The sequence below is a fragment of the Methylobacterium aquaticum genome (genome assembly GCF_016804325.1).
In the GTDB taxonomy this organism is placed as follows: Bacteria; Pseudomonadota; Alphaproteobacteria; order Rhizobiales; family Beijerinckiaceae; genus Methylobacterium; species Methylobacterium aquaticum_C.
Map to the genome: position 1 here is coordinate 1,427,501 of NZ_CP043627.1, position 11,367 is coordinate 1,438,867.

General features: G+C 71.6%; 9 protein-coding genes and 2 pseudogenes (1 of these 11 running past the window's edge). 7 read left to right on the forward strand and 4 right to left on the reverse strand.

The annotated features are described in order from the left end of the window. A protein-coding gene (locus F1D61_RS06275) for a CaiB/BaiF CoA transferase family protein (RefSeq protein WP_203156957.1) crosses the window boundary here: on the reverse strand, positions 1 to 396 show its start. It extends 717 nt beyond the left edge of the window; the window shows 396 of its 1,113 coding nt (coding positions 1-396); its start codon is at positions 394 to 396; its stop codon lies off the left edge, out of view. Between the two features lie 216 nt (positions 397 to 612). On the opposite strand from F1D61_RS06275, the gene F1D61_RS06280 reads away from it, so the two are divergent. From F1D61_RS06280 to F1D61_RS35285, 3 genes and pseudogenes are all read left to right on the forward strand, one after another. Further along, a complete protein-coding gene (locus F1D61_RS06280) occupies positions 613 to 1,374 on the forward strand; it encodes an SDR family NAD(P)-dependent oxidoreductase (protein ID WP_203156958.1) in 762 nt (253 codons plus the stop codon). Between the two features lie 27 nt (positions 1,375 to 1,401). Further along, positions 1,402 to 2,530, forward strand: a pseudogene (locus tag F1D61_RS06285) (acyl-CoA dehydrogenase family protein). Between the two features lie 189 nt (positions 2,531 to 2,719). Next, a pseudogene (locus F1D61_RS35285) lies at positions 2,720 to 5,359 on the forward strand (GAF domain-containing protein); the annotation flags it as partial. Here the strand turns inward: F1D61_RS35285 and F1D61_RS06300 are convergent. From F1D61_RS06300 to F1D61_RS06305, 3 genes are read right to left on the reverse strand one after another with little or no spacing between them, the layout of a single operon-like run. Then, complete coding sequence (locus F1D61_RS06300; protein ID WP_203156961.1) at positions 5,325 to 5,678, reverse strand: hydroxyisourate hydrolase; 354 nt, start codon at positions 5,676 to 5,678, stop codon at positions 5,325 to 5,327. The pseudogene F1D61_RS35285 and the gene F1D61_RS06300 overlap by 35 nt on opposite strands. Beyond that, positions 5,675 to 5,965 carry a hypothetical protein gene (locus F1D61_RS33970; RefSeq protein ID WP_246775749.1) on the reverse strand — a complete coding sequence of 97 codons (291 nt, stop codon included), beginning with the start codon at positions 5,963 to 5,965 and terminating at the stop codon, positions 5,675 to 5,677. The genes F1D61_RS06300 and F1D61_RS33970 overlap by 4 nt, the downstream gene beginning before the upstream one ends. Continuing rightward, complete coding sequence (locus F1D61_RS06305) at positions 5,929 to 7,092, reverse strand: amidase (RefSeq protein WP_246775750.1); 1,164 nt, start codon at positions 7,090 to 7,092, stop codon at positions 5,929 to 5,931. The genes F1D61_RS33970 and F1D61_RS06305 overlap by 37 nt, the downstream gene beginning before the upstream one ends. Before the next feature lie 107 nt (positions 7,093 to 7,199). Here F1D61_RS06305 and F1D61_RS06310 point away from each other — a divergent pair, with 107 nt between their 5' ends. The 4 genes from F1D61_RS06310 (at position 7,200) to F1D61_RS06325 (ending at position 11,292) form a co-directional block, all read left to right on the forward strand. Continuing rightward, complete coding sequence (locus tag F1D61_RS06310; protein WP_203156962.1) at positions 7,200 to 8,324, forward strand: ABC transporter ATP-binding protein; 1,125 nt, start codon at positions 7,200 to 7,202, stop codon at positions 8,322 to 8,324. Positions 8,325 to 8,348: 24 nt separating this feature from the next. Next, positions 8,349 to 9,392: an ABC transporter substrate-binding protein gene (locus F1D61_RS06315; RefSeq protein WP_203156963.1), complete on the forward strand. Its 1,044-nt coding sequence runs from the start codon at positions 8,349 to 8,351 to the stop codon at positions 9,390 to 9,392. Between the two features lie 233 nt (positions 9,393 to 9,625). Continuing rightward, positions 9,626 to 10,471 (forward strand): ABC transporter permease, encoded by an 846-nt coding sequence (locus tag F1D61_RS06320; RefSeq protein ID WP_246775751.1) that lies wholly within the window; start codon positions 9,626 to 9,628, stop codon positions 10,469 to 10,471. A gap of 8 nt (positions 10,472 to 10,479) precedes the next feature. Further along, positions 10,480 to 11,292, forward strand: a complete 813-nt coding sequence (locus tag F1D61_RS06325; protein ID WP_203156964.1) for an ABC transporter permease — start codon at positions 10,480 to 10,482, stop codon at positions 11,290 to 11,292. Positions 11,293 to 11,367 lie beyond the last annotated feature (75 nt).

An 11,367-nucleotide genomic window follows, 5' to 3' on the forward strand; every position in this document is an offset into this window, starting at 1 on the left:
GTCGTGCCCGGCCGATCGGGCCAGCGGGCCGTCCTGGCCCCAGCCGGTCATGCGGCCGTAGACGAGGCGCGGGTTGCGGGCGAGCACGACGTCCGGCCCGAGGCCGAGCCGCTCCATCACGCCGGGCCTGAATCCCTCGATCAGGGCATCGGCCGTCTCCAAAAGTGCGAGAGTGCTGGCGAGGTCGCCCGGATCCTTCAGGTCGACCGTCACGGTCGGGCGGCCGCGCGCCACCACGTTCTTCGAATAGGGATCGCTGCCCCCTGGCCGGTCGAGCCGGACCAGCTCGGCACCCATGTCGGCGAGCAGCATCGCCGCGAACGGGCCGGGGCCGATGCCGGCGAATTCGACGATGCGTAGCCCTGCGAGCGGCCCGCCCTGCCCGGCTGGATTCATGCTGTCTCCCCCCCGATGCCGCGGTGATCCGACGGCTGTTGTCGCTTGAGGCGCCGCCTTGACGATGCTCGGCCCGGCCCATAGCGATGGGCCGCAAGGAGCCCTTCGCCTAGCAGACCGGCCGGCACCCCGTCATGGGAGATGCGGCATCGGCGCAAAGCGACGAGGGGCCGTCACCCACCGGTCGAGTGGGGACGAGGATCGGGGAGGACGCGCATGAAGGTCAACGGCGTAGCGGCCATCGTCACGGGCGGCGGTTCGGGCTTGGGCGCGGCGACCGGCCGGGCGCTGGCGGCGGCGGGCGCGAAGGTCGCGCTCCTCGACCTCAACGAGGGCGCCGCCGCGGAGGTCGCGGGCGAGATCGGCGGCCTCGCCCTCCCCTGCGACGTGAGCGATGCAGGCAGCGCCGAGGCGGCGGTGGCCCGGGCGGCGGAGGCACACGGCCCGGCCCGCATCCTGGTCAACTGCGCCGGCGTCGCCACCGCCGGCCGCATCGTCGGCCGCAACGGCCCGCTCGATCTCGCGGCCTATTCCAAGGTGATCCAGGTCAACCTGATCGGCAGCTTCAACCTGATGCGGCTGGTGGCGGCCGGCGCCCTGGCGCTCGATCCGCTGGAAGGGGGCGAGCGCGGCGTCATCATCTCGACCGCCTCGGTCGCGGCCTATGAGGGCCAGGTCGGCCAGGCGGCCTACGCGTCCTCGAAGGCCGGCATCGTCGGCCTGACCCTGCCGGCGGCGCGGGAATTCGCGCCGGCCGGGATCCGGGTCTGCGCCATCGCGCCCGGCATCTTCGAGACGCCGATGCTGCGCGGCCTGCCGCAGGAGGTGCAGGATTCGCTCGGCGCCGCGGTGCCGTTCCCATCGCGGCTGGGCAAGCCGGAGGAATATGCCAGGCTGGCGATGGCGATCATCGACAACCCGATGCTCAACGGCGAGGTCATCCGCCTCGACGGGGCGTTGCGGATGCAGGCGAAGTAGGCGGACGAAACGAGGGGGAACTGCGCGATGCTGAGCGACGACCAGATCCTGATCCGCGATACCGCCCGAAGCTTCGCGCAGGAGCGACTGAAGCCGTTCTCGGCCGAGTGGGACCGGGAGGCGCGTTTCCCGAGGGAGGCCATCGCCGAGATGGGCGCGCTCGGCTTCATGGGCATGCTGGTGCCCGAGGAGCATGGCGGTGCCGCCGTCGACCACGTCGCCTACGCGCTCGCCATCGAGGAGGTGGCGGCCGGCGACGGCGCGGTCTCGACGGTGATGAGCGTGCATAATTCGGTCGGCTGCATGCCGATCCTGAAATTCGGCAGCGAGGAACAGAAGGCGCGGTTCCTCGGCCCGCTCGCCCGCGGCGAGCAGCTGGGCGCCTTCTGCCTGACGGAGCCGGGGCAGGATCGGATGCCGCCGCCCTCAAGACCCGGGCGCGGCGCTCCGGCAATGCCTGGGTGCTCTCGGGCACCAAGCAGTTCATCACCTCGGGGGCGAATGCCGACATCGCCATCGTGTTCGCGGTGACCGATCCGGAGGCGGGCAAGCGCGGCATCTCGGCCTTCATCGTGCCGACCAGGACCCCCGGCTACAAGGTGGCGCGCATCGAGCACAAGCTCGGCCAGCGCTGCTCGGACACCGCCCAGATCGTGTTCGAGGACATGGAGCTGACGCCCGACCTGATGCTCGGCCAGGAGGGCGAGGGCTGAAGATCGCGCTCTCGAACCTCGAGGGCGGGCGCATCGGCATCGCCGCGCAAGCCGTCGGCATGGCCCGCGCCGCCTTCGAGGCGGCGCTGTCCTATGCGGGCGAGCGCGAGACCTTCGGGCAGAGAATCGACCGGCACCAGGCGGTGGCCTTCCGGCTCGCCGACATGGCGACGCGGATCGAGGCCGCGCGCCTCCTGGTGCTGAACGCCGCGCGGCTGCGCGATGCCGGGCAGCCCTGCCTGAAGGAGGCGGCGATGGCCAAGCTCTTCGCCTCCGAGATGGCGGAGGCGGTCTGCTCCGACGCGATCCAGATCCACGGCGGCTACGGCTACCTCGCCGACTACCCGGTCGAGCAGATCTATCGCGATGTGCGGGTGTGCCAGATCTACGAGGGCACCAGCGACGTCCAGCGCATCGTGATCAGCCGGGCGCTCACGGCATGATTGCCGATCGTTGCGTCATCCGGCAGGATCAGTCCTCGCTCATTCAGCGCCAGTTCATCGCCGGGCGGCCGAGGACTTCGGGCACGGTCACGGGTCGCGGCGGCGGTGGACATCGTCCGGCCTAGGCCGTTTCGTGGCGCGGGACCGGCACGGCGGTCGCGTTTTAACGGCTGCTTAATTTCTTTGACGTTGTGTCGAGACCCGCCCGGAGTTCCGGCATCGACCTGCCGGCAAGGAGCGTCGTGGTGCATCTTCGTCCCGACCGCGAGGCCGAACGGCTCTCCGACCTCCAGTCCCTCGGCATTCTGGACACGCCGCCGGAGGCTCATTTCGACGCGGTCTGCCGCCTCGCCCGCACGCTGTTCCGGGTGCCCTATGCCTGGATCTCGCTGGTCGACGCCGACCGGCTGTGGTGCAAGGCGTCGTCCGGCATCCAGTTCGGGCCTCTCGCCCGGGACGCGGCCTTCTGCCACCGCGCCATCCTGGGCGACGCGCCGCTGATGGTCGAGGATGCGGTGCGCGACCCGCGCTTTCGCGACGTCGCGGCGGTGGCGGGAGCGCCGGGCCTGCGTTTCTATGCCGGCGCCCCGCTGGTGCTGCGGCCCGGCCTCGCCCTCGGCACCCTCTGCCTCGCCGACACCGTCCCGCGCCGGCTCTCGGACGAGGAGACCGCGCAATTCGCCGACCTCACGGCGGTCGTTGTGGCGCAGCTCCGCCACTACGAGGCCCGGGCGGCCAGCGAGGCGGAGGCCGCGGCCCGGCGGGCGAGCGAGGAGGCCCTGGCCAGCGCCAACCGCAACCTGCTCCTGGCCGAGCAGATGGCCCATATCGGCCATTGGCGCGTCGATCTCGTCTCCGGGGCCACGACCTGGTCGGACGAGGTCTGCCGCATGCACGGGCGGGCGCCGGGCGATCCCGCCTCCGACGTGGCGGAGGCCCTGTCCTACTACCACCCGGAGGACCGCGAGCGGATCGCCGGCCTCGTCACGCGGGCGCGGGAGCACCGGACCGGTTTCCACTTCAAGGCGCGGATCGTGCGGCGCGACGGCGAGGAGCGGACCATCGTCTCCCGCGGCATCTGCGAGGTGGACGAGTCCGGCGCGGCCAAGGCCCTGTTCGGCAGCGTGCAGGACGTGACCGAGAGCGACCGGGCGGAAGCCGAGCTGCGCGCCAGCACCGCCCTCCTCGACGCCACCCTGGAGCACATGGACCAGGGCCTGATGATGGTCGACGAGGCCGGGATCGTGCGGGTGTGCAACGAGCGCGCGATCGCGCTTCTCGACCTGCCGCGGGACCTGATGCGCGGGGCCCGACCTTCGACGCGGTGCGGTGCCACCAGATCGCGACAGGCGACTTCGCGGGCTGCGACTCCGGCTTGCGCGATCAGGTCGCCTACGGGCCGCTCACCGGCCATCCGCACACCTACGAGCGCACCCGGCCGAACGGCACCGTGCTGGAGATCCGCACCGTGGCGCTTCCCACCGGCGGGGCGGTGCGGACCTATACCGACGTCACGGCGCGCAAGGCGGCGGACGCGCAACTCGCCCACATGGCCCGGCACGACGGCCTGACCGGGCTGCCGAACCGGGCTCTGTTCCACGACAGCCTCGGCCGGCGCCTCGCCGCCTTGCGGCGCCATGGCGGGAGTTGCGGCGTGCTCTGCCTCGACCTCGATGCGTTCAAGGCGGTCAACGACACGAACGGCCACGCGGCGGGCGACGCCCTCCTGCGCGAGGTGGCCCGGCGGATCCGCGCCGTCCTGCGGCAGGAGGACCTGCCGGCGCGCCTGGGGGCGACGAGTTCGCGATCCTGCTCGGCGGCGACGCCGATCCGGCCCGTGCCGCCGCGACGGCGGAGCGCCTGGTCGCCTCCCTGCGCGAGCCGGTGGATCTCGGCGGGCGGGAGGCGACGGTCGGGGTCAGCATCGGGATCGCCTTCGCGCCCGGGCATGGGGATGACGGCGACACCCTGCTCAAGCGGGCCGATCTCGCGCTCTACCGGGCGAAATCCGAGGGGCGCAACACCTATCGGATCTTCGCCGCCGCCATGGACCGGGCGGCGAAGGCGCGTCACCGCCGCGAGGTCGACCTGCGCCTCGCACTCCAGCGCGGCGAGTTCGCCCTGGATTACCAGCCGGTCTTCGATCTCGCGCGGGGCCGGGTCGCGGCGGTCGAGGCGCTGCTGCGCTGGAACCACCCGGTCCGCGGCCGGCTCGCCCCCGACGCGTTTCTCCCGTTCGCCGAGGAGACCGGCCTGATCGTGCCGCTGGGCGAATGGGTTCTGCGCAGCGCGCTGCGCGACGCCCGGGCGCTGCCGCCGGGGATGCGGGTGGTGGTGAACGTCGCGGGGGCGCAGCTGCGCCAGGGCGGTCTCGTCTCCGCCCTCCGCGCTGCGCTCTCGGCGGCCGGGACACCGCCCGACCGCCTGGAGCTCGACATCGCCGAGGGCGCGGCCGCCGCGGCGGGCGGGCCGCTCACGGAGCTCGCCGCCCTCGGGATCGGGCTCGCCTTCGACGATTTCGGCGCCGGCGCCTCCTCCCTCGGCGCGCTGCAGCGCCTGCCCTTCGGGCGGATCAAGCTCGACCGCACCCTGTCGGCCGGCCCGGACGGCGCCGGCCTGATGAGCGCCGTCATCGGCCTCGGTCGGGCGCTCGGCCGGGAGGTCGTCGCCAAGGGCGTCGAGACCGAGGCGCAGCTCGCCGCCGTGCGGGAGGCGGGCTGCACCGGGGCGCAAGGGTTCCTGCTCGGCCGGCCGATGCCGCTCGGCGAGCTCGCGCCCGTGCTCGGGCGGGCGCTCACACCCCCCGGAACACGGCGTAGCCGAAGCGCGTGAACTTCAGCGGCAGGTGGTGATGCTCCGCCGCATCGGCGAGGGTGAAGCGGAACGGCACCCGGTCGAGGAAATGCGGGCCGGGATGCCCCCGCGCGGTGAAGTAGTCGCCGAGGTGGAACACCGCCTCGTAGATGCCGGGTGAGATCCCGACCCCGCGCACGACCGGATGGTCGAAGGTGCCGTCCCTCCCGATCACCCCCTCGGCGACCGGGCGCGGGCCCGACTCCTCCAGGGCCGCGAGGGTGACCCGCAGGCCGAGGGCCGGGCAGCCCTCCGCCACGTCGACCGCATGGACCGAGATGCCGCCCCCCCTCATCGGACGGCCTCCCGCGCCCCGGCGGTTCCGGGCAGGGCCGGCCAGCGATCGGCGAAGGGGCGGCGGCTCTCCAACGCCTCGGCGAGGTCGAGGAGCAGGTCGTCGCGGCCGAAACCCGCCACGAGGTGGAGGCCGATCGGCATCCCGTCCGGTGCCGGATCGACCGGCAGGCTCAGACCCGGCAGGGCGGCGGCGTTGACCCAGCCCGAATAGACCGCGTGGCCGCGGGGACCGACCGGCTGCCCGTCGATCACCTCCGGATAGACCGCATCCGCCGCCCAGGGCATCGCCGCCGCCGAGGGGTGACGAGGAGGTCGATCTCCGTGAACGCGGCGTTCGCGGCGTTGCGCAGGGCCTGCACCCGCTCGAGGACAGCGGCGAGCAGGGTGGCGGGAGCCCGCCTGCCCTCTTCGGCCATGGCCCGGTACGGCGCGCTCGCCCGGGCGGCCAGCGCCGGATCGGCCTCGAACAGGCGGGCGAGGCCGATCTTGCCGATCTCGGGCCACAGGGCGTTCAGGCCGGCGATCTCGAACGGCAGCGGCCCCTCCTGGATCTCCACGCCGAGCGCGTCGAGATGGCTGAGCGCCCGCCGGCACGCGGCGGCGACGACCGGATCGAGGGGCGCGTCGCCGATGCGCTCGACGTAGCGGGCGCGCAGGCGGCGCTCAGGCACCGGACCCGGCGCGAAGCTCGACCACAGCACCCGCGGATCGGCGCCCTGCATCAGGTGCAGCACCGCACGGCTGTCGGCGACGGTGCGGGTCAGCGCGCCCGCCACCTCGAAATCGAGGAGCGGCGAGGGCAGGCCGCCCTGGCGCGGCACCCGGCCGAGGCTGCTCTTCAGCCCGACGAGGCCGGTATGCGCGGCGGGACGGCGCAGGGATCCGCCGCCATCGGTGCCGAGCGCGATCGGCGCGTAGCCGGCGGCGGTCGCGGCAGCCCCGCCGCCGGTCGAGCCGCCGGGGGTGAGGGCGACGTTCCACGGGTTGCGGGTGACGCCGAAACGGGCAGATGCCGTGTAACCTTGCACCGCGAATTCCGGCATCGTGGTCTTGGCCAGCATCACCAGGCCGGCGCGGCGGGCCCGCGCGACGGGCAGTTCGTCGTGGGGCGAGGGAGCGGCCTCGCCCGGCTCGGCATAGGTCGAGGGCAGCCCCTCGGTGACCAGGAATTCCTTCACGGTCATCGGCACGCCGTCGAGGGGCGAGAGCGGGGCGCCGGCGCGCCAGCGGGCGGCGCTCGCCTCGGCCTCGTCCCGGGCCCGCAGATTATCCCGGGCGATCGCGTTGAGGTGCGGCTCCCACGCGGCGGCGCGGGCCTGCCCCGCCTCCAGGGCGTCGACCGGCGAGGCGCGGCCCGCGGCGAAGAGCCGGCCGAGCCCGGTCGCGGAGAGCCGCCACAGCTCGGTGCTCATGCGGTGCCCCTCGCCATCAAGTCTTGGTCAGTCATGGGCTTTCCCGAAAATGGCATACGATTTGCGACGCTTGGGGCAGCAAGATCGATGCCGCAGGAACAGCCACCGTGACACCATCCGGCCTCCGCAACCAGACCCGATCCGACGGTCAGCAAGCCGAAGGCCGGTCCGTCGTGCTCGACGGCATCACCCACCGCTACGGCGGGGCCGTCGCGGTCGAGAACGTGAATCTCGACATCAAGGGCGGCGAGCTGGTCTCGCTGCTCGGGCCGTCGGGCTGCGGCAAGACCACGTTGCTGCGCATCGTCGCCGGCTTCCTGCGCCAAACCGAGGGGCGGGTGATCGTCGGGGATCAGGTCATCGACGCCCTGCCGCCGAGCCGGCGCGCCGTCGGCATCGTGTTCCAGAACTACGCCCTGTTCCCGCACCTGACCGTGGCCGAGAACGTCGCCTATGGGCTCGCCGCCCGCGGCGCGCCGCGGGCCGAGCAGGCGGCCGAAGCCAAGAGGCTTCTCGACCTCGTGCAGCTGGGCCATGCAGGTGGCCGCTATCCACGCCAGCTCTCCGGCGGGCAGCAGCAGCGGGTCGCCCTCGCCCGCGCGCTCGCCATCCGCCCGGCGGTCCTGCTCCTCGACGAGCCGTTCGCGGCCCTCGACAAGAACCTGCGCCTCGACATGCAGATCGAGGTGAAGCGCCTCCAGCGCGTCGCCGGGGTGACGACCCTGCTCGTCACGCACGACCAGGAAGAGGCCCTGTCGCTCTCCGACCGGGTGGCGGTCCTGTCGAACGGGCGGCTCGAGCAGTTCGCGGCGCCGACCACCGTCTACGATGCGCCGGAATCGCTGTTCGTCAACACCTTCGTCGGCTCGGCCAATGCTGTGCCGGGGGTGATGGTCGGGCAGGACGACCAGGGGCCCCGCATCGCCCTGGATGCCGGGGGCGAGGTCGTGGCGAGACGGCTCGCCCGGCCGATCCTGCCGGGATCCCGGGTGACATTGTGCCTGCGGCCCGAGCACCTGCGCCTCACCGATGGGCAGGACGGCATCGCGGGCGTGGTCGAGATGGCCCTGCCGCTCGGCCCCACCGTCGTCCACGAGGTCCGGGTCGGGGCCGGGCGCCCGCTCAAGATCGCCGAGCCGCGCCTCGGCGGGGGCGGCTTGCGCCCGCCCGGCACGCCGGTGCGCATCGCCGTCGCCCCCGGCCTCGCCTCCGCCTTCCCGGCCGCCGCCTGACCTTTTGCCCGAGGAGCCTTTTCGATGCTCGACCGCCGTACTCTCCTGACCACCGCCCTGTCGCTCGGCGCGATGGAGCTGTTTCCCGGCCTGTCCTACGCCCAGGCGCGGCCGCTGGTCTTCGCTACCTTCACCGGCAGCTGGGAGGAGGCGCACAAGGCCGTGCTGGTGCCGGCCTTCCGCAAGGAGACGGGCAACGCCCCGATCGTCCTCGACCCGATGCTGTCGGTCGACCAGATCGCCAAGGTCTCGGCCGCCAAGGCCAACCCGCCGATCGACGTGATGCTGCACGATCCCGGCCCGGCGCTCACCGCGCTGGCTCAGGATCTCGTCGAGCCCTACCCGGTCGAGCGCAGCGCCGCCTTCAAGGAGCTGATCCCCGACGCGCAGGACCCGCACGGCCCGGCCGCCTTCTTCCAGGTCGTCGGCCTGACCTACAATCCCGATACGGTGAAGACCCCGCCAACCTCCTGGGCCGACCTGTGGCGGCCCGAATACAAGGGCCGGGTCGGCATCACCAACATGAACTCGACGCTGGGCACCGGCTTCATGGTCGAGATCGCCAAGATGCATGGCGGCTCGGAATCGAACATCGACCCCGCCTTCAAGGCGATGGAAAAGCTCAAGCCCAACCTCTCGGCGGTGGCGGCCAATCCCGGCGCGCTCGCCACCCTGTTCCAGCAGGGCCAGGTCGACATCTCGCCCGGCAACTTCAACGCGATCCAGATCCTGAAGGCCAAGGGCGTGCCGGTGGAGTTCGTGGCACCGAAGGAAGGCGCCATCGCGTTCAAGACGCTGATCCAGATCGTGAAGAACTCGCCCAACCGCGAGCTCGCCTTCAAGCTGATCGAGGCGGCGATCTCCGAGCCGGTCCAGACCCGGCTGATGCAGGCGCCCTACCTGGTCGTTCCGACCAACACCAGGGTCAAGATGACCGGCGAGATCGCCCGGGTTCTCGCGAAGGACACCGACGACCTGAAGAAGAAGTTCGTGTTCCAGGACTGGAAGACGATCAACGCGCAGCGCCCGGCCTGGATCGAGCGGTTCAACCGCGAGATCAAGTTGTAACCCTGTATTTGATCACCTCCTCCAGATCTCGAACCCTCCGCGTCATTCCGGGGCCGCGAAGCGGAGCCCGGAATCCATAACCGCGGATGGGACAAGATAAAGCGAACCGCGATCCGTCTCTTTCTGAACGATCTGAGGTTCTGGATTCCGGGCTCCGCTTTCGCGGCCCCGGAATGACGCGGAGGGTGTCAGTACTGTCGATCACATCAAACAGGCTCTGAGGAATTGCCCCCGTGGCTCTGCCGGACGTCACCACCTACCCCTTGCGGCTGGCGAGCCCGCTCGCTGTCTTCTTCACCGCGTTCTTCGCCGCGCCCCTCGTCGCGCTGCTGGCCCTGTCGCTCCGCGGCGCGGACGGGGGCTACGGCCTGTCGCAATACGTGGCTTTCCTCGGCGACGGGTTCAGCCTCGGCGTGCTCCTCGGCACGCTCTGGCTCGGGCTGAAGGTGACGGCCGCCTGCCTGGTGCTCGGGCTGCCGCTGGCGCTCGTCGCCACCCGGGCCGGCGGCTGGGTGCGCGGCGTGATCATCCTGGCGGTCCTGACGCCGCTCCTCACCAGCGTCGTCATCCGCACCTTCGCGTGGATCGTGATCCTCGGGCGGCAGGGGGTGATCAACTCCCTGCTCTCCTCGCTGGGGCTGGTCGAGACGCCGGTGCGGATGCTCTACGCGGAAGGGGGCCTCGTCGCGGCCCTCGCCCAGGTGCAGATGCCGCTCATGGTGCTGCCGCTGATGACGGCGCTCGCCCGCATCGACCCGAGCCTGTGGGATGCTTCGGAAGCCCTCGGCGCCGGGCGCTGGCGCACCTTCTTCCGTGTGACCCTACCGCTCTGCCTGCCGGGCCTGATCGCCGGCTCGGTCCTCACCTTCGCGGCGGCGATCTCAGGGTTCATCACCCAGTCGCTGATCGGCGGCGGGCAGATGCTGTTCATGCCCGGCTACATCTACCAGCAGGCCATCGCGCTCCAGAACTGGCCCTTCGCGGCGGCGATGTCGGTGATCTTCCTCGTCGCGGTGCTCGCCGTGGTGCTGGCCTTCAACGCGCTCGGCCGCCTCGCCCGCGGCTACGCGCAGACGTGAGAGTGACGATGTCCCGCTCCTCCGGCGCCCTCGACAAATTCAGCTTCGAAGGCCTCTTGCACCTCCTGGCGATTCTCGCGGTGGTGCTGCTGCTCGCCCCCACGGTGATCGTGCTGGTGGTCTCGTTCACCGACGGGCTTTCCTTACGCTTCCCGCCGCCGGGCTATTCCTGGCGCTGGTACGGCGAGTTGATGGAAGCCTGGCAGCTTCACTATGCACTCAAGAACAGCCTCACGGTGGCGGTGCTGGCGACCGCGCTCGCGATCGGGCTCGGGGTGCTGGCGGCCTTGGCGGTCGCGCGCTCGCCGCGTCTGTCGGCGCGCCTCCTCGACAGCTTCTTCCTGTCGCCCTTGATCCTGCCGGCCCTGGCCTTCGGCCTGTCGAGCCTGATGTTCTTCTCGCTCATCGGCTGGCCGGTCTCGGTCTTCACGCTGGTGCTGGGACACACCGTGGTCTGCGTGCCGTACGTGGTGCGCAACACCGTGGCGGCCCTGACCCAGCTCCAGCCGTCCATGCTCGAAGGCTCGGCGAGCCTCGGCGCCTCGCGCCTCTACACCTTCCGCCGCATCACCCTGCCGCTGATCCGGCCCGGCATCCTGTCCGGCGGCTTCCTCGCTTTCATGGCCTCGTTCGACAACATCCCGGTCTCGCTGTTCCTGCGCGACGCCGCCACCGACATGCTGCCGATCCGGATGTGGCAGGACCTGGAAGGCCGCCTCGACGTGACCATCGCGGCCCTGTCGGGAATCCTGATCGTCGCGACGATTGGGGGCATCGCCGTGATGGAGCGGCTGACCGGACTGTCGCGGCGGCTGGTGTGACAGCTAAGTTGATCGGCCTCTACATACGTCATCACCTCCGCGTCATTCCGGGGCGCGAAGCGGAGCCCGGAATCC

What these genes read in the sequence shown, in the direction of transcription:
- F1D61_RS06305 (WP_246775750.1), bottom strand. Translation starts at nt 7,092, where the DNA reads ATGAGCACCGAGCTGTGGCGGCTCTCCGCGACCGGGCTCGGCCGGCTC.
- F1D61_RS06325 (WP_203156964.1), top strand. Translation starts at nt 10,480, where the DNA reads ATGTCCCGCTCCTCCGGCGCCCTCGACAAATTCAGCTTCGAAGGCCTC.
- F1D61_RS06300 (WP_203156961.1), bottom strand. Translation starts at nt 5,678, where the DNA reads ATGAGGGGGGGCGGCATCTCGGTCCATGCGGTCGACGTGGCGGAGGGC.
- F1D61_RS06280 (WP_203156958.1), top strand. Translation starts at nt 613, where the DNA reads ATGAAGGTCAACGGCGTAGCGGCCATCGTCACGGGCGGCGGTTCGGGC.
- F1D61_RS33970 (WP_246775749.1), bottom strand. Translation starts at nt 5,965, where the DNA reads ATGCCCTGGGCGGCGGATGCGGTCTATCCGGAGGTGATCGACGGGCAG.
- F1D61_RS06315 (WP_203156963.1), top strand. Translation starts at nt 8,349, where the DNA reads ATGCTCGACCGCCGTACTCTCCTGACCACCGCCCTGTCGCTCGGCGCG.